Consider the following 16,599-nt stretch of genomic DNA (forward strand, 5'->3'; position numbering starts at 1 on the left):
GTCAATCCTGGGTGGCGATAGCGATGCCTTCCGCCGCCACTTCGGCCAGGAAGCGGATTTCCTCCGGCGCGATGACATAGGGCGGCATGAAATAGATGACATTGCCCAAGGGCCGCAGCAAGGCGCCGCGCTCCAGGGCATGGCGGTAAACCCGCAGGCCGCGCCGTTCTTGCCAAGCGTAGGGCGTGCGGCTGGCCTTGTCCCGGACCAATTCGATGGCGAGGATCATGCCGGTCTGGCGCACTTCGGCGACCTGGGGATGGTCGGCCAAGCCCGCCGTGGCCTCGGCCAGGTGCCGGGCCAGGATGCGGTTATGGGCCAGGGTGTTTTCGCGCTCGAACAAGTCCAGCGTCGCCAGCGCCGCCCGGCAGGCCAGGGCGTTGCCGGTATAGCTGTGGGAATGCAGGAAGGCGCGGAGTTTCTCGTATTCGTCGTAGAAGGCGGCGTAGACGGCATCGGTGGTCAGCACGCAGGACAAGGGCAAATAGCCGCCGGTCAGTCCTTTGGAGAGACACATGAAATCGGGCCGGATAGCGGCTTGTTCGCAGGCGAACAGCGTCCCGGTGCGCCCGAAACCCACGGCGATTTCGTCGGCGATCAGGTGGACGCCGTGACGGTCGCAAGCGTCCCGCAGCAAGCGGAGATAGATGGGGTCGTACATCCGCATCCCGCCCGCGCATTGCACCAAGGGTTCGACGATGACCGCGCAGACTTCGTCGGCGTGCGCGGCCAGCGCGGCCTCCATCGCCGCGAAGCTCCGGGCGCTATGCCCGGCCCAGGATTGGCCCGGTTCGCGCAGATAGCAATCGGGGCTTTGGACCGTGTAGGGCGTCAGCAGCAGGGGCGCGTAGGTGTCCTTGTACAAGCCCACATCGCCCACCGCCAAAGCGCCCAGGGTTTCGCCGTGATAGCTGTTGCTCAAGGCGATGAAGCGGGTTTTGCCGGGTTTGCCGCTGTTGCGCCAGTAGTGGAAGCTCATCTTCAAAGCCACTTCCACGGCGGAAGAACCATTGTCGGCGTAGAAACAGCGGTCCAGCCCGGCGAGCCAGGTCAGGCGTTCGGCCAGGAGGATCGCGGGTTCGTGGCTGAAACCGGCCAGGAGGACGTGTTCCAGCGTGTCGAGTTGGTCCTTGAGCGCCGCGTTGATGTAGGGATGGCCGTGGCCGAACAGGTTCACCCACCAGGAACTGATGGCGTCGAGATAGCGCCGCCCCTCGAAATCCTCCAGCCACGCGCCCTGTCCGCGCCGGATCGGGATGGGCGGGAAATCCTCGTGGTCCTTCATCTGGGTGCAAGGGTGCCAGAGGACGGCGAGGTCGCGGGCGGACCAGTGGGGGTTGTTCATCGTTGCGGGAAAGGGTGGTTATCGGCGGACACCGGCTCGGTCATGGCCCGTCTTCCCGGTTGCAGCGCCCGGTTTGGCAACGCCCCGGATCGATCCTTTGCACCATGAACCCGCGCCGCGATGCCGCCCATGAAGAGGGGTTCCCAGGTGGGTTTCAATCGGCCTGCATGGCCTTCGCGATCAGGAAAATCCCCAGCGCGAACACGATGCCGCCGAAGAGATCGAAAGGCACACCCGGCAAGAGCGTGGCGTTTTCCAAAGGGATGCCGAGCAAATCCGGGTACATCATGACATAGCCCACGGCGGCGGCGAGTCCGCCCGCGACGATGCGGGCCTGTTTTCCGGCCAATAGCGAGTTCAAATCCACGGAATATTCCTCCTGTCGTCGTTATCAACAAATCCGGGGCAGTTGTTCCCCGCTCAATAAATCCAGGACGCGCCCGACCCCGAAGGCGGTTTCCAAATGCACCGCCCCGCCATGGGCCGCCACCACCCGGCCTATGGCCTGGGCGTTTTCGCCCAAGGGATGGGCGCGGAGCCAAGCCAAGGCCCGTTCCGCGTGGGCTTCCGGCACAAAGGCCGCGAACCGCCCTTCGTTGGCGACATATAAGGGATCGAAACCCAGTATCTCGCAGGCACCGGCCACATCCTCCCGCACCGGCACGGCGGTTTCCTCAAGCACGATGCCCAGCCCCGCGCTTTGGGCGATTTCGATCAAGGTGCTGGCGAGTCCGCCGCGGGTCAGGTCGCGCAGACAATGGAGTTCGACACCGGCCTCCAGCAAGCCCGCCACCAGCCCCGACACATCGGCGCAATCGCTTTCCAGCGTGGTCTCGAACGCCAGTCCTTCGCGCTGGGCCATGATGGCGATGCCGTGGCGACCGATATCGCCGTTCACCAGCACCACATCGCCGGGCCGGACCTGGGCGGGCGAAATATCGACGCCGGGGCCGACCAGGCCGATCCCGGCGGTGTTGATGAACAATCCATCGCCCTTGCCCCGGTCCACCACCTTGGTATCGCCGGTCACAATCATGACGCCCGCCGCTTTGGCCGTCGCCGCCATGGAATCCAGCACCCGCTTCAAATCGGCGATGGCCAAGCCTTCCTCGATGATGAGCGCCGCGCTCAGGAACAGCGGCTTGGCCCCGGCCATGGCGAGATCGTTCAAGGTGCCGCACACCGCCAGTTTGCCGATATCGCCCCCTGGGAAGAACAACGGCTTGACCACATAGGAATCGGTGGTGAAGGCCAAACGCTGCCCGCCCGCCTCGAACACCGCGCTATCGTGGCGGGCGGCGAGATAGGGATTGGCGAAGGCCGGTTGCACCAGCCGTTCCAGCAATTGCTGCATCAGCCGTCCGCCGCCGCCATGGGCCAGGACGATATGTTCGTATTGGCCGATGGGGACGGGGCAGGCGGGTTGGAAGTCGTCGCTCATGATGGGGGTTCCGGGGCTATTGGGGATTGGCGGGGATCACGGGTCCGATGGTGACATCGCCCTCGAAGCCGCGCTGCTTGAGGCATTGGCGGAAAGCGGTCCGGTCCAGGCTGCCGCTGAGCTTGGTGCCGCCCGCTTCCGGGATGGCTTGCACGGGGCGTTCGGACTGGGCTTGGCATTTGGCGATGGCCTTGAGCAAGGGATCGGTGCTTTCGTCCTGCTTCCAGCCGAGTTTCTGCATACAGGCGAGGTATTGGTCTTCGTCCATGCCGCCATCGAGTTCCTGGGTGGAAATCCCCGCCATGTTCATGCGGACTTCGATGTGCTTGGCGCTTTGGGCGCGGCAGTTCTGGGCATCGCGGCGATATTCGGTGGGCAGGGTTTGATGCGGCTGGGCGGCGCAACCCGCCAGCAAGGCCAGCGGCAAGGCGAGCTTCAGGACTCGGAACGAAAGGGATCGCGGATGGTGCATGGTGTGGATTCCGCCGGATGGGGTTGAAAGGGCCGGTAAGGATAACGGATATGGATGACCACGGCAGATATGGCGTGCGAGGCCCGCCCCGCGCTCCGAAAGCGGTTAGGCGTGGGCGGCGTGGCGGTAGCGGTAATACGCCGCGCACGCCCCTTCCGAGGACACCATGGTCGCGCCCAAGGGATGTTCCGGGGTGCAGCGGGTGCCGAAGGCCGGGCAGCGGTCGGGTTTCAGCGCCCCTTGCAGCACCAGGCCGCTGCGGCATTCGGCGGGTTCCGGCGCGGACACCGTGCCCAGTTCGAAGCGGTTCTCGGCATCGAAACCGGCATATTCCGGGCTGAGGCCCAGACCGCTGGCCGGAATCACCCCCAAGCCGCGCCAAGGCCGGTCGATGACCCGGAACACCTGGGCCAACAAGGCTTGGGCGGGCTGGTTGCCTTCGCGCCGCACCGAACGGCGGTATTCGTTCTCGACCTCGTGGCGGCCTTCCTCCAATTGCTTGAGGCAACGGTGGATGCCGCCGAGGATGTCCACCGGCTCGAAGCCGGTCACGACAATGGGAATCTTATAGCGCCGGGCCAGGGGTTCGTATTCGGTATAACCCATCACCGTGCAGACATGGCCCGCCGCCAGGAAGCCTTGGACCCGGTTGTCGGGCGCGTCGAGGAGGGCTTCCATCGCGGGCGGTACCCGCACATGGCTGACCAGGAGCGAAAAATTGGCCAGCCCCGCCTGTTTGGCCTGGAACGCCGCCATGGCGGCGGCGGGCGCGGTGGTCTCGAAGCCGACCGCGAAGAACACCACCTGCCGCTGTGGGTTCTCGCGGGCGATCTTGACGGCGTCCAAGGGCGAATAGACCGCCCGCACATCGCCGCCCGCCGCCTTCACCGACAATAAATCCCGCCCCGAGCCCGGCACCCGCAGCATATCGCCGAACGAACAGAGGATGGCCTCGGGCCTTTGGGCGATGGCGATGGCCTTGTCGATACATTCCAGCGGGGTGACGCAGACCGGGCAGCCGGGACCGTGGATCAGTTCGACCTGTTCCGGCAACAATCGGTCCAGGCCGTACTTCATGATGGAATGGGTTTGCCCGCCGCAGATTTCCATGAGTGTCCACGGGCGGGTGACCAGGGCGGCGATATGCCCGGTGAGTTGCTTGGCGGTGGCGGGGTTGCGGTATTCGGCGAGGTGTTTCATGGGGTGTCGGCCTCGTCCGCATGCAGGGCCGCGAGGGCGGCGAATTCGGCCAGGGCTTCCGCCGCCTCGGCCTCGTCCAGCCGGGAAATGGCGAAACCGGCATGGACGATCACGTAATCGCCGACCTGGGCCTCGGGCACGAAGGCGAGGCTGGTTTCCTTGACGATGCCGCCGAAATTGACGCGGCCCGGCTGTTCGGGGCTGGCGGGGAGGCTGAGGATTTGTCCGGGGATGGCTAGGCACATAGGGATGGCTGCGTGGGTTGGGCGCGTGGCGCGGATTCAACAAAGGGTCGGGAAACACGATGGCGGCGCTAGCGGGCGCTGTCAAGCGCGGCAAAACCGTTCACGGCCCGCCCCGAACGGCTAAAATAGCCCGTTTTGCGCTCCGTTAAACACGCGACATGAAGGTATTGCATTGCGCATGGATTCCCGAATCCGGCGAAAGCTTCGTCCAGGCGGGCGATTTCTGGCTCTGGGCGGAACAGGGCGGGACGGGCGCGGAGCGGGGTGGACGCCGCCATCCCCGCCATCTGCCCAAGACCGAACTCATCGCCTTCCTGGAAAATCCCCTGGGGCTGACGATTTCCTCTTATGAACGGCGCTTCCATTTCCTGGCCCGCGGCCTGTCCCTGCCCACGGCGGAGGGACTGCCGGTGCCCGCGCCCGAATTCGAGCATGGCGGCGACGAGGAGCCGCCCCCCGCCGCGCTCGAACTGTGGGAACTCGATGCCTACCGCCTGACCCGCCCCATCCGCCAATTGGGCGAACTGCGCTTCCTGGCCTATTACCATGGTCCCGAGGCCAAGCCCGGCGGCGACCTGCTGTTCTGGCATTATTTCACCCAATCGCTGAAGGCGGTGATCCTGCGCGACCGCTATATCCCGGCCCTGGTCTACCGGGTGTCGCCCGAGGGCGGGCGCGAGCTGTACGCCGGTTGGGAGATCGTCTCCGACGACTACGAACGCCTGATCCACGACGCCGCCCAGCGGATGCCGGACGCCTGCGCCATCGTCGGCGGGTCGATGTATGAAAAAACCGGCCTGCTACGGCATTGCGCCGAGGTCTTGGTGAAACGCCTGGTGGCCCAGGCGGCGGAAGGTTCGGCCTTGGAACGCGGCCTGCGCGGCACCTTGCTCGAAGCCTGCGTGGCCGAGGGCGAACCCGTGCCGTGGAAGGCCGGCGAGCCGGTGACGCTGTACCGCCAATGGCAGGCGTGGCGCGGCAAGCTGGCGGCGCGGCGCGAGGAATCCGATTTCACCCTGGTGCTGCAATTGCACGAAGCCTTCGGCGAGCGCGAGGCGTGGCGGTTGGAACTCTTGGTCGCTCCGCGCCAGGAGCCTTCCCGCCAAGTACCGTTAGCCGAATATTGGCGCATGGACACAAAAGCCAAGCGGACGCTGGGCCTGTTGTGCGGCGGCGATTTGGACAAAAAACTCTTGCTGGCCCTGGGTCAGGCGGCGCGGATTTACCCGCCGCTGTGGGAAGGCTTGGACGAGGCCCGGCCTTGGGGCATCGCCCTGGGGCTGGAAGATGCCTTCGCCTTCCTGCACGAAGGGGCGTGGGTGTTGGAGGACGCCGGGTTCATGGTGCTGGTGCCCGCGTGGTGGACGCCGCAAGGCCGCCGCCGGGCCAAGGTCCGGCTCCGGGCCGGCGGTAAGCATCCCACCGGCAGCGGGCGACGCGATGCGCTCGACGTGAGCAGCCTCATCGCCTACCGCTACGACTTGGCCTTGGGCGACGAAGTCCTGGACGAACAGGAATGGCAAAGTCTGGTCGAGAGTAAATCGCCCTTGGTGCGGTTCCGGGGCCGTTGGCTGGCCTTGGACCGCGACAAGATGCGCGAAATGCTGGACTTCTGGCGTCGCCACCAACAGGGCGACAGCGGCATGAGCCTCCCCGAGTTGATGCGGAAGGCGGCGGAGGACGAGGACTTCTTCGAGATCGAGGCCCGCGACAACCTGGCCGAAATGCTGGACAAGCTCAGGGACCACAGCCGCTTGCAGCCCGCCGCCGACCCGCCCGGTTTCGGCGCGGCCTTGCGCGATTACCAGCGCCGCGGTTTGGCTTGGATCGCCTTCCTGGAAAGCCTGGGGCTGAATGGCTGCCTGGCCGACGACATGGGCCTCGGGAAAACCATCCAGGTGCTGGCCCGCTTGGCCGAGGAGCGAGTCGGCGGGGCCAAGGTCGCGCCGACTTTGTTGGTCGCGCCGACCTCGGTCATCGGCAACTGGAAACGCGAGATCGAGCGCTTCACGCCGGAACTCCGGGCCTTCATCCACCACGGCACGGTCCGGCTGCGCGACGCGGCCAAGTTCCAAGCCATCTGCCTGGACCATGACGTGGTCATCACCTCCTACGCCCTGGCCCGCAAGGACGAAAAAGTGCTGGCCCCCATCGCCTGGAAACGGGTGGTGCTGGACGAGGCCCAGAACATCAAGAACCCGCTTTCGGCCCAGACCAAGGCCGTGCTGAAGCTCAACGCCGAGCATCGCTTGGCCCTGACCGGCACCCCGGTGGAAAACCGCCTGCTCGACCTGTGGTCGATCTTCAACTTCCTCAATCCGGGTTATCTCGGTCGGCAATCGCATTTCCGCCAGCGCTACGAACTGCCGATCCAGCGCGACAACGACCCGCGTTCCGCCGAAACCCTCAAGCGGCTGATCGAGCCGTTCGTGTTGCGCCGGGTCAAAACCGATCCCGATATCATGCGCGACCTGCCCGACAAGTTGGAAAACCGCCAGTTCTGCAACCTGTGCCGGGAACAGGCTTCGCTGTACGAAGCCGTGGTGCGCGATGTGGAACGGCATTTGAACGAGGCCGAAGGCTTCAACCGCCAAGGCTTGATCCTCTCGACCCTGACCCGGCTCAAGCAAATCTGCAACCACCCGACCCAGTTCCTGCGCGATGGCAGCCCGTTCAGCCCGCTGCGCTCGCCCAAGCTGGAACGGCTGCGGGATATGCTGGGCGATGTGGTCGGCGAAGGCGAAAGCGCCCTGGTGTTCACCCAATTCGCCGAAATCGGCGAGCGCCTGGAAAAATATCTGGCCGAGGCGCTGGATTGCCCGATCTATTACCTGCACGGTGCGGTGCCCGCCGCCAAGCGCGAGCGGATGATCGCCGAGTTCCAAAATCCCGACACCGGCCCCGCCGTGTTCGTGCTGTCGCTCAGGGCGGGCGGGGTGGGCATCACCCTGACCAAGGCCAACCATGTGTTCCATTTCGACCGCTGGTGGAATCCGGCGGTGGAGGACCAGGCCACCGACCGCGCCTTCCGCATCGGCCAGCAAAAGAACGTGTTCGTCCACAAGTTCATCACGCTCGGCACCTTGGAGGAGCGCATCGACCGCTTGATCGAGGAAAAGAAGGAAGTGGCCTCGCTCATCGTCGGCAACGACGAATCCTGGCTCAGCCGCTTGGATAACGAGACCTTCCGCGAGTTGATCGCCTTGAACCGGATGGCGGTGTTGGAATAGCGGGCGGGTAGAATACCGTCGATCCGACATCGTCCATCAGCACGGGTAAGCCCATGAACACCGAATCCATCCTCCGCGCCGCCGAAGCCATCCAAGCCGCCCTCCTGGCTCACGAAGCCGATATCGAAGCGCTGGACCGCGCCATCGGCGATGGCGACCATTTCATCAATATGAAGCGCGGGGCGGCGGCCGTGGTCGCGCTGCGCGACGAATTGGCCACGCTCGCGCCGGACGCCGCTTTGCACAAGATCGGCATGAAGCTCTTATCCAGCATCGGCGGCGCGTCCGGGCCGTTGATCGCCAGCTTTTTCCTGGCGATGGCGAAAACAATGCAAGAGCGGGGCGCGGACGGCTGGCCGCAGATCGCCGCCGCTTTCGCCGCCGGGGTCGCGGCCATCCAGAGCCGGGGCAAGGCCGATGTCGGCGAGAAGACCCTACTGGACGTGCTGATTCCGGTGTCGCGCTGCTTCACCCGGCTGGCAGAGGCGGGCACCGAACCCGCCACGCTGTGCGCCGAACTCAAGCGCGAAGCCGAGCAAGGCATGGAATCCACCCGCGACATGATCGCCAGCAAGGGCCGCGCCGCCTTCCTGGGCGAACGCGCCATCGGCCATATCGATCCGGGGGCCAAGACCAGCCAAGTCATGATCTGCACCGTGTGCGATTTGGCCTCGACTTGAAATCCCATCCCCTCCATCAGGAACCCCAGCCCATGAAGAAATTTATCAACGCGGTGGACGACGTTTTGGTCGAGAGCCTGTCCGGTTTCGCGGCGGCCCATGCCGATCTGGTCCGGCTCCAACTCGATCCGCATTACCTGTGCCGGGCGCAAAAAGCCCAAAACAAGGTCGCGATCCTCTCGGGCGGCGGCTCCGGCCACGAGCCTTTGCACGGCGGTTTCGTGGGTTATGGGATGCTGGACGCGGCCTGTCCCGGCCATGTGTTCACCTCGCCGACCCCGGACCAGATGCTCGCCGCCGCCGAAGCGGTCGAAGCGGGCCGGGGCGTGTTGTTCATCGTCAAGAACTACGCCGGGGACGTGATGAATTTCGAGATGGCGGCGGAACTGCTGCCCTTCGACCACGCCACCGTGTTGACCAGCGACGACGTGGCGGTCGAGGATTCCACCTACACCACCGGACGCCGCGGCGTGGCCGGCACCTTGATCGTGGAGAAAGTGGTCGGGAGCCTCGCCGAAACCGGGGCCGATTTGGCGGCCTGCCAAGCCCTGGGCGAGAAGGTCAACCGCCGTACCGCCTCCATGGGCGTGGCCCTGAGCAGTTGCACCGTACCGGCGGCGGGCCGCCCCACCTTCGACATCGGCCCGGACGAACTGGAAATGGGCGTCGGCATCCACGGCGAACCGGGACGCCGCCGCGAAGCGCTGCGCCCGGCGGATGCCCTCGTCGGCGATTTGCTCGCCGCCCTCCTCGAAGACCTGAAACCGCAGCCGGATAGCCGGGCCTTGCTGTTGGTGAATGGCTTCGGCGGCACGCCCTTGATGGAACTGTATTTGCTCTACCACGCGGCGGCGCGGTGGCTGGCGGAACGGGGAGTGGCGGTGGAACGCTCCCTGGTCGGCAATTACGTGACCTCGCTGGACATGGCCGGGGCTTCGCTCACGCTGTGCTTGCTGGACGACGAAATCCGCGCCCATTGGGACGCGCCGGTACACACCCCAGCCTTGCGCTGGGGCCGCTAAGCCATGGCGATCAAGCAAGGCAAGACCTGGTGGGGCCGCCGTTTCCTCGAAGGCTTGGAAACCTTCACCGAAAGCGGGCGCTTGGCGCGGGGCCGGCAGTATGCCGCCGCCCAGCGCATCGTCGAATGGGGCATCCGTGGCAGCCGGGTCGAGGCGCAAGTGAAAGGGCAGGCCAGCCCGTACTATGGCGTCTATGAAGAGCCGGTGTATCGGACCCTGGTCGAATTCACGCCCATCCCCGACACGGCCTGGGACGAGGCCATCGGCCAGATCGGCGGCAAAGCCGGGTTCGTCTGCCGGTTGTTGTTCAACGAGATGCCGGACGAGATCGAGCGGCCCCTGGCCCAACTCGGGCTGTCGCTCCTGCCCCAGGGCCGCAAGGATGTCGCCACCGCGTGTTCCTGCCCCGACCCCGGAAAGCCCTGCAAGCATGTCGCCGCGCTGTATTACGCCCTGGCGGCCAAGCTGGACCACGATCCTTTCCTGCTGTTCGAACTACGCGGCTTGTCCCGCGCCGATTTGGCGCTGCGGCTCAAGGCCACGCCCTTGGGTTCGGCCCTGGCGGCGGCGCTGACCGAGAACCTGGGCGAACCCGAACCCGCCCGCACATTCTTCCACCGCCCGGAGCCTATCGCCTTGCCCGCCACGGTGTCGCCCAGGGATTTCTGGCGCGGGGCCAAGCGCTTGCCGCAGGGGGTGGAATCGCCGCCGCCCGCCGCTTTATCCGGCATCCTGATCCGCAAGGGCGGGGATTACCCGCCGTTCTGGGATAAGGAATTGTCCTTCGTCGAGGCGATGGACGGCTTCTACGAGCAGGTGCGCAAGAAGGCCAAGGATTGGATGTAAGACGGCAATAGGCCGTTTTTGCTATAGTCGGGCCTTTGCAACCATTACAAAAAGCGAGGGATTTTTATGGAATCGCAAGCCGTGAAGGCGGGTTTGGCGTTCGCCGTGCTGATGATCGTGGGCTTCATCCTGGTCGGCACCACCCGCGAGACGCCGCAGGAGAAAATGCAGGGCGCGTTCCTGCAAACCTCGAATATGCTGGCCACCCTGGCCCTGAAGAAATGCGGCGAGGCGGTGAAAGCCGAAACCGGCAGCGAGCCTTACACGCCCTCCCAAACCGATGGCGACCACATGTCCCATGTCACCTTGATCTGGGAGAACATCGGTTCCGCCAAACGGGCCGAATGCCGCTATGTCATGGACCAGGGCATCAGCTTGTTGCAGATCGACGACCGCAAGGTGATCGAGAATACCGCCGCCACCGGCACCGCCGCCCCGGCGCAGAAACCCGCGCATCATTGAGGCCGTTCCGGTCCCGCCGTGGTGGTCGGACGCAACGTCCCCGCATCGGTCCGGGACTACGAGCAATGACTAAGCTACCGGCGGGCCGGGCCGCGCCCTCAAGCTGGACGGAGTGCGCGAATTCACCGTCATCGTGCGCCTATGGGCGGAACGGCTGGACGCCCACTATCGGGCCGTAGCCCCGGATTCCGGGGCGGCGACCCGTGCCAGGAAATCCTCGGCGAATCCGTCCACCGCTTCCCAATCGGTATAGTCGTAATCGCGCGAGGCATCGGTATCTCCCCCCGCCATCCTGACGAACAAGCGCACCAAGCCCCGCGTGAACGGCGTATAGCGGCTATAAGGCAAAGCCCCGCCGAAAATGGCGGTCAGCGGCGGACGCCAGCGGGTGCGGGAAAGATAGGCCTCCAGATATTTCCGGGCCACCAAGGGCCGGGCACCAGGTCCGCCCCCCGTGAGGCTAACCGAGAAGAAGGCGGCGGGCCGGGCCGCCAGCGCCTGGCGGTGGCGGAAACCCCACAGGTGCGCGGCCAAAGAGTGATGCCCGTAGTGGATGGACGCCCCGACGATCACGGCCTCGTAGGCGGCGGGGTCGCCGTCGTCTGGACGGCACTCCACGTGGTGGCCCGCCCCGGCCAAGCGGGCCGCGATCCGTTCGGCGATGCGTCCGGTCTGGCCTTCGCGGGTGAAATAAACGATCAGTATACGCATGGTCGATTCTGGATTGGGTGAAGGAACCGGGCGGGTTTCCCGGCGGCCCGTCCGGTTCCCATGGGATCAGGGCTGGGGAATCCTGATTTTCTGCCCGACGAAAATGCTGTCCGGGTGTTTGATGACTTCCCGGTTGGCGTCGAACAATTTCATATATTGGCCGCCGTCCCCGTAAAAGCGCCGGGCCAGGGCCGAGAGGGTATCGCCCTGCTGGATCACATAATAGTCCACCGGGGTCGCCGCCCCACCGCCCGCCGATTGGAGTTCGGCGGGCGGTGGGGTCGGGGCATCGACCACCTGGATTTCGCTGATGGCCTTCCCCACGCCCTTGACATTCCCGGCCATGAGGATGGCTTTTTCCACCGCGTCCCAACTGCGGCTGGTGCCGCGCAAGGTCACGAAACCTTTCTGGTAAAGGACTTCCAGATTGTCGATGCCGGGATTGTCGGCCTCGATATAGGCTTTGATTTTCCCGGCGGCTTCCTCGTCGGAATGGAACAAGGCATTCCCGATATCGCGGACAAAATCGAACAAGCTCATCACCGTTACCTCCTTTGTAAGCGGTCGCACCGGACGGGCCGCGCCGGACTCCATGAAGCCGGCGCGTGGGCCTAAAGTAGCACCCGGCTAGGCCGACTCCAACCCCAAGTTCTTCCAAATCCCCAGCACCGCCTCGGCTTGGTTCAGGGTATAAAAGTGCAGTCCCGGCGCGCCCTGCTCCAACAAACGGCGGCACAAATCGCTCACCACCTCCAGGCCGAAGGCGCGGATGGCGGCGCGGTCGTCGCCCAGGGCTTCCAGGCGCTTCCTGACCCAGCGCGGAATATCGGCCCCGCACATCTCGGAGAAGCGCGCGATCTGGGTGTAATTGGTGATCGGCATGATGCCGGGGGTGATGGGGAGATCGAGGCCCAGCTTTTCGCAATCGTCGATGAAGCGGAAATAGGCTTCGGGATTGAAGAAATATTGGGTGATGGCGCTATTGGCCCCGGCGTCCACCTTGCGCTTGAAGTTTTTAAGATCGGCTTCGATGCCCTGGGCTTGCGGGTGCATTTCCGGGTAGGCCGCGACCTCGATATGGAAATGGTCGCCGGTTTCCTCGCGGATGAACGTCACCAGTTCGTTGGCATAGCGGAATTCCCCCGCCGACATCATCCCCGAAGGCATATCGCCGCGCAGGGCCACGATATGGCGGATACCCTGGCTCTGATAAGCGTGCAGCACCTCGCGCATATTGTCGCGGGTCGAGGCCACGCAGGAGAGATGCGGGGCGGCTTCCAGACCATAGGCGGTTTGCAGGTTCACCACGGTCTCGAAGGTCTTCTCGCGGGTCGAGCCCGCCGCGCCGAAAGTGACCGAGCAGAACTTGGGCCGGAGCGGGGCGAGTTTGGCCAGGGTGTTATTCAAGCTGGTTTCCGCCTCCGGGGTTTTGGGCGGGAAGAATTCCAGGCTGTAGACTTGGGAATATTGTTGTTGGGAGCGCATGGTATGGGGTGGCCTCGCTGATTAAGGGGGCGTTGTCTCGATAATGCCGGAATGGGACCGGATCAAAGCCGGGTTGCGATCTGGTTCAAATATAAGGCTTCCCTGGCCAGGAATTCCTCGGGATCGAAACCGGATAAACCGGCGAAACCATGGTCCCGGAGGGCGTCCAATAAACCCTCGATATTCTCGATCCTGGAGAGGGCGTTGGCGGGTTCCTGCCGGGTATCCTGGACGATGCCGACCACGGCAATCCCATCGAAGACCTGGAGTTTAGCGCATCTCGGCCCTAACACCCGTTCCGCCAGGATGCTTTGGGGCCGCCGGTTGATCACGAAAACCTCGGCTTGTAAACGGGGTAATAGTTCGAGGCCGTGGATGGCGCTGCCTTCGGTGAAGATCAATTTTTTGGCGTTGGCGTAATACTGCCATTGCCGGACCAGCGGATAATTTTCCGGTCGCAGGATGAAATAACCCTCTGCGCCCAGAAGCTGCTCCAGATAATCCTCCCCGCACAGGCAGCCATTTTTGATAAGGTGCGCCCGGCCCACGTAGATTTTTTCCGGGATATCATCGGCTTCCAGCGCTTGCGGATCGAGTCGGGCCAGGAAGTCCAAATATTCCTTGGCGGGACTCCGCCACAGCGCGGCGGCTTGCTGCGGAACGATCAAGTTTTGGAACCGGGTGGGTTGATTGACCAGTTTCACCTGTTCCGGGGCTATCCCGAAATGGGCCAAAGCCTCGGCTATGAAGCCTGGATAATCCCGCAATGGGTCGGATTGGCCGGGCCTGACGCCGTAGACGATGCCATCGACCTCGGGCCGGAGCCGGTGGAACGCCCACAGCCTATGGCAGCATTCCGCCATGAAATGGCCGAAATGCCTAATCAACGGCCCGGCGTAGACATAAGACCCCGCGATCACCGGCAGGGAATCCGGGGCGTCGATAAGGGTATCGACCTCGTCCATGATTTTCTTATTGCGATAATGCCGCACATAGGCCGGGGCATCGTCCGGGAAAACCGGACCACCTTTGAAGGGCGTGGGTTTCCCGCCCAACAGCCGGGAAAAGGGCTGGACAATAATATCCTTGAATTGGCAGTATTCCATGGTTTTCCTAGGCGGCGGGTCGCGGAGCTTTGGATTCCATCCTTGGATGGCGCGGGGAAAATCCCCGCGCCGCCGGTCAGGGCAGGATCAATAACGGTAATGCTCGGCCTTGTACGGGCCTTCCACCGGCACGCCGATATAAGCCGCCTGCTCCGCGGTCAGTTCGGTCAGTTGCGCGTTGAGCTTCTTGAGCTGCAAGCGGGCGACCTTCTCGTCGAGGTGCTTCGGGAGGGTATAGACGCCGATGGGATATTTGCCGGAATCGCGCTCGGTCCACAGTTCGATCTGGGCGATGGTCTGGTTGGCGAAGCTGGAGGACATCACGTAGGACGGATGGCCGGTCGCGCAGCCCAGGTTCACCAAGCGGCCCTTGGCCAGCAGGATGATGCGCTTGCCATCGGGGAAGATGACATGGTCCACCTGCGGCTTGATTTCTTCCCACTGGTATTTTTCGATGGCGGCGACTTCGATCTCGTTGTCGAAATGGCCGATGTTGCAGACGATGGCCTGGTCCTTCATCTTCACCATGTGGTCATGGGTGATGACGTGGTAATTGCCGGTGCAGGTGACGAAGATATCGGCCTTGTCGGCGGCGTAGTCCATGGTCACCACGCGGTAGCCTTCCATCGCCGCTTGCAGGGCGCAGATCGGGTCGATTTCCGTCACCCATACCTGGGCGGACAGGGCGCGCAGCGCCTGGGCGGAACCCTTGCCCACATCGCCATAACCGCAGACCAAGGCGACCTTGCCGGCCACCATCACGTCGGTGGCGCGTTTGATCCCGTCCACCAGGGATTCGCGACAGCCGTAGAGGTTGTCGAATTTGGATTTGGTGACGGAATCGTTGACGTTGATGCCGGGGAATTTCAGATCGCCCTTGGCATGCATCTGATAGAGGCGGTGGACGCCGGTGGTGGTTTCCTCGGTCACGCCCTTCACGGCGGCCAAACGCACGGAATACCAAGCCGGATCGGTCGCCAGCTTGGCCTTGATGGCGGCGAACAACACCCGCTCTTCCTCGGAACCCGGATTCGCCAGCACGGCAGCGTCGGCCTCGGCCTTCGCGCCCAGGTGCAGCAGCAAGGTGGCGTCGCCGCCATCGTCCAAGATCATGTTGGAATAGCCGCCATCGGCCCATTCGAAGATGCGGTGGGTGTAATCCCAGTATTCTTCCAGCGATTCGCCCTTGACCGCGAACACCGGGACGCCCTGCGCGGCGATGGCGGCGGCGGCGTGGTCCTGGGTCGAGAAGATGTTGCAGGAAGCCCAGCGCACTGCCGCGCCCAGGGCGGTGAGGGTTTCGATCAGCACCGCCGTCTGGATGGTCATGTGCAGGGAGCCGGTGATGCGCGCGCCCTTGAGGGGTTGGGCGGCGGCGAATTCCTCGCGGATCGCCATGAGTCCCGGCATTTCGGTCTCGGCGATTTTGATTTCCTTGCGGCCCCAATCGGCCAGGGCGAGGTCGGCGACGACGTAGTCGGTGAAGGTTTCGGATTGGACAGCAGCGTTCATGGTGTCTTGCTTCTCCAGAGAGGTTGCAATCCACCTTGCGTCCGCGGGCACGTAGCGTAGCTCGATACACCGCGGGGCGAGGTGGGTGTAATCGAGCGCCGTTGGGTTGAGGCCATCGCCCCGAGCCTGGCGGCTTCTGGCCGTCGCAGCGCTCCTCGGGGAAAGGTAATCTTAGTTCAATGCTTCAGTTCGGGACGCGGATTCACGGGATAGTGGGAGCGTTATTGCCATGGCGATTCACCCGGATTATCACCGCTAACAGGGGGCTGCCCGGTTACGATGTCGGTACCTTCGTACCAAGCGGCGATGGGCATATCCAGCCCGACCGATTTGAGTTCCACGGTTTCGCCAGCCTCATAACTCAGATAAACCCAGCCGATATCGCCTTCGCGCCGGTAGATTTCCACCTGCTGGCTATCCTGATTGACCAGGACGTATTCCTGCACCGTCGGCAAGCGCCGGTAGGCGGCGAGTTTTTCCCGGCGGTCGGTGGTTTCGGTGCTGGGCGATAGCACTTCCACCACCAGGACGGGATCGTCCAGGCTGTTTTCGTCGCCGGCGATACGTTCCGCCGCGCCGCAGGCGACCATCACATCCGGGTAGTAATAGGCATTGTCGCGGGCGATCTTCAGCTTCACATCGCTCATGAATACCCGGTAGGGTTTGCCGCGCAAGGCCGACAACAGGCTGGACGCCACATTGAGGGCGATACGGTTATGCCGTTGGCTACCGCCCGCCATGGCGTAGACTTGGCCATCGACATATTCATGGCGCACCCGGCTTTGTGCTTCCAAAGCCAGATATTCCGCTTCGCTCAGTAGAACCTGCCGCACCGCGCCCAT

The 16,599-nt window shown here is 64.0% G+C and carries 17 protein-coding genes and 1 riboswitch; of the genes, 5 read left to right on the forward strand and 12 right to left on the reverse strand.

Annotated features, from left to right (window positions below; genetic code table 11):
• Position 1: 1 nt before the first annotated feature.
• From B9N93_RS00770 to B9N93_RS00795, 6 genes are all read right to left on the reverse strand, one after another.
• A complete protein-coding gene (locus B9N93_RS00770; protein ID WP_085209982.1) occupies positions 2–1,345 on the reverse strand; it encodes an adenosylmethionine--8-amino-7-oxononanoate transaminase in 1,344 nt (447 codons plus the stop codon).
• Between the two features lie 154 nt (positions 1,346–1,499).
• Positions 1,500–1,712, reverse strand: coding sequence for a hypothetical protein (locus B9N93_RS00775; RefSeq protein ID WP_085209984.1), 213 nt, complete (start codon positions 1,710–1,712; stop codon positions 1,500–1,502).
• A 24-nt stretch (positions 1,713–1,736) separates the two neighbouring features.
• Positions 1,737–2,786, reverse strand: a complete 1,050-nt coding sequence (gene hypE, locus B9N93_RS00780) for a hydrogenase expression/formation protein HypE (RefSeq protein ID WP_085209986.1) — start codon at positions 2,784–2,786, stop codon at positions 1,737–1,739.
• Between the two features lie 16 nt (positions 2,787–2,802).
• Positions 2,803–3,258, reverse strand: a complete 456-nt coding sequence (locus B9N93_RS00785; protein WP_085209988.1) for a hypothetical protein — start codon at positions 3,256–3,258, stop codon at positions 2,803–2,805.
• A 105-nt stretch (positions 3,259–3,363) separates the two neighbouring features.
• On the reverse strand, positions 3,364–4,458 hold the full coding sequence (hypD, locus tag B9N93_RS00790; protein ID WP_085209990.1) for a hydrogenase formation protein HypD: 1,095 nt from the start codon (positions 4,456–4,458) through the stop codon (positions 3,364–3,366).
• Positions 4,455–4,703 (reverse strand): HypC/HybG/HupF family hydrogenase formation chaperone, encoded by a 249-nt coding sequence (locus B9N93_RS00795; protein ID WP_085209992.1) that lies wholly within the window; start codon positions 4,701–4,703, stop codon positions 4,455–4,457. Before B9N93_RS00795 ends, hypD begins: the two co-directional genes overlap by 4 nt.
• 158 nt (positions 4,704–4,861) lie before the next feature.
• On the opposite strand from B9N93_RS00795, the gene B9N93_RS00800 reads away from it, so the two are divergent.
• From B9N93_RS00800 to B9N93_RS00820, 5 genes are all read left to right on the forward strand, one after another.
• Positions 4,862–7,933, forward strand: a complete 3,072-nt coding sequence (locus B9N93_RS00800) for a DEAD/DEAH box helicase (RefSeq protein ID WP_085209994.1) — start codon at positions 4,862–4,864, stop codon at positions 7,931–7,933.
• 53 nt (positions 7,934–7,986) lie between these two features.
• On the forward strand, positions 7,987–8,613 hold the full coding sequence (gene dhaL, locus B9N93_RS00805; RefSeq protein WP_085209996.1) for a dihydroxyacetone kinase subunit DhaL: 627 nt from the start codon (positions 7,987–7,989) through the stop codon (positions 8,611–8,613).
• A 32-nt stretch (positions 8,614–8,645) separates the two neighbouring features.
• On the forward strand, positions 8,646–9,635 hold the full coding sequence (gene dhaK / locus B9N93_RS00810) for a dihydroxyacetone kinase subunit DhaK (protein ID WP_085216128.1): 990 nt from the start codon (positions 8,646–8,648) through the stop codon (positions 9,633–9,635).
• Positions 9,636–9,638: 3 nt separating this feature from the next.
• Positions 9,639–10,481, forward strand: coding sequence for an SWIM zinc finger family protein (locus B9N93_RS00815; protein ID WP_085209998.1), 843 nt, complete (start codon positions 9,639–9,641; stop codon positions 10,479–10,481).
• A 66-nt stretch (positions 10,482–10,547) separates the two neighbouring features.
• Complete coding sequence (locus B9N93_RS00820; protein ID WP_085210000.1) at positions 10,548–10,943, forward strand: hypothetical protein; 396 nt, start codon at positions 10,548–10,550, stop codon at positions 10,941–10,943.
• 165 nt (positions 10,944–11,108) lie between these two features.
• Here the strand turns inward: B9N93_RS00820 and B9N93_RS00825 are convergent, their stop codons facing one another.
• The 6 genes from B9N93_RS00825 to B9N93_RS00850 all read right to left on the reverse strand — a co-directional run bounded on the left by B9N93_RS00825 (position 11,109) and on the right by B9N93_RS00850 (position 16,599).
• Positions 11,109–11,654, reverse strand: a complete 546-nt coding sequence (locus tag B9N93_RS00825) for a flavodoxin domain-containing protein (RefSeq protein ID WP_085210002.1) — start codon at positions 11,652–11,654, stop codon at positions 11,109–11,111.
• 66 nt (positions 11,655–11,720) lie between these two features.
• On the reverse strand, positions 11,721–12,194 hold the full coding sequence (locus B9N93_RS00830; protein ID WP_085210004.1) for a BON domain-containing protein: 474 nt from the start codon (positions 12,192–12,194) through the stop codon (positions 11,721–11,723).
• A gap of 87 nt (positions 12,195–12,281) precedes the next feature.
• Positions 12,282–13,139, reverse strand: a complete 858-nt coding sequence (gene metF, locus B9N93_RS00835; protein ID WP_085210006.1) for a methylenetetrahydrofolate reductase [NAD(P)H] — start codon at positions 13,137–13,139, stop codon at positions 12,282–12,284.
• 62 nt (positions 13,140–13,201) lie between these two features.
• Positions 13,202–14,245, reverse strand: coding sequence for a glycosyltransferase 61 family protein (locus tag B9N93_RS00840; protein ID WP_085210009.1), 1,044 nt, complete (start codon positions 14,243–14,245; stop codon positions 13,202–13,204).
• An 87-nt stretch (positions 14,246–14,332) separates the two neighbouring features.
• A complete protein-coding gene (gene ahcY, locus B9N93_RS00845) occupies positions 14,333–15,757 on the reverse strand; it encodes an adenosylhomocysteinase (protein WP_085210011.1) in 1,425 nt (474 codons plus the stop codon).
• Between the two features lie 86 nt (positions 15,758–15,843).
• Positions 15,844–15,920, reverse strand: a riboswitch (S-adenosyl-L-homocysteine riboswitch).
• Between the two features lie 58 nt (positions 15,921–15,978).
• Positions 15,979–16,599: a Uma2 family endonuclease gene (locus B9N93_RS00850; RefSeq protein WP_085210013.1), complete on the reverse strand. Its 621-nt coding sequence runs from the start codon at positions 16,597–16,599 to the stop codon at positions 15,979–15,981.

It is taken from the genome of Methylomagnum ishizawai (assembly GCF_900155475.1).
GTDB lineage: Bacteria > Pseudomonadota > Gammaproteobacteria > Methylococcales > Methylococcaceae > Methylomagnum > Methylomagnum ishizawai_A.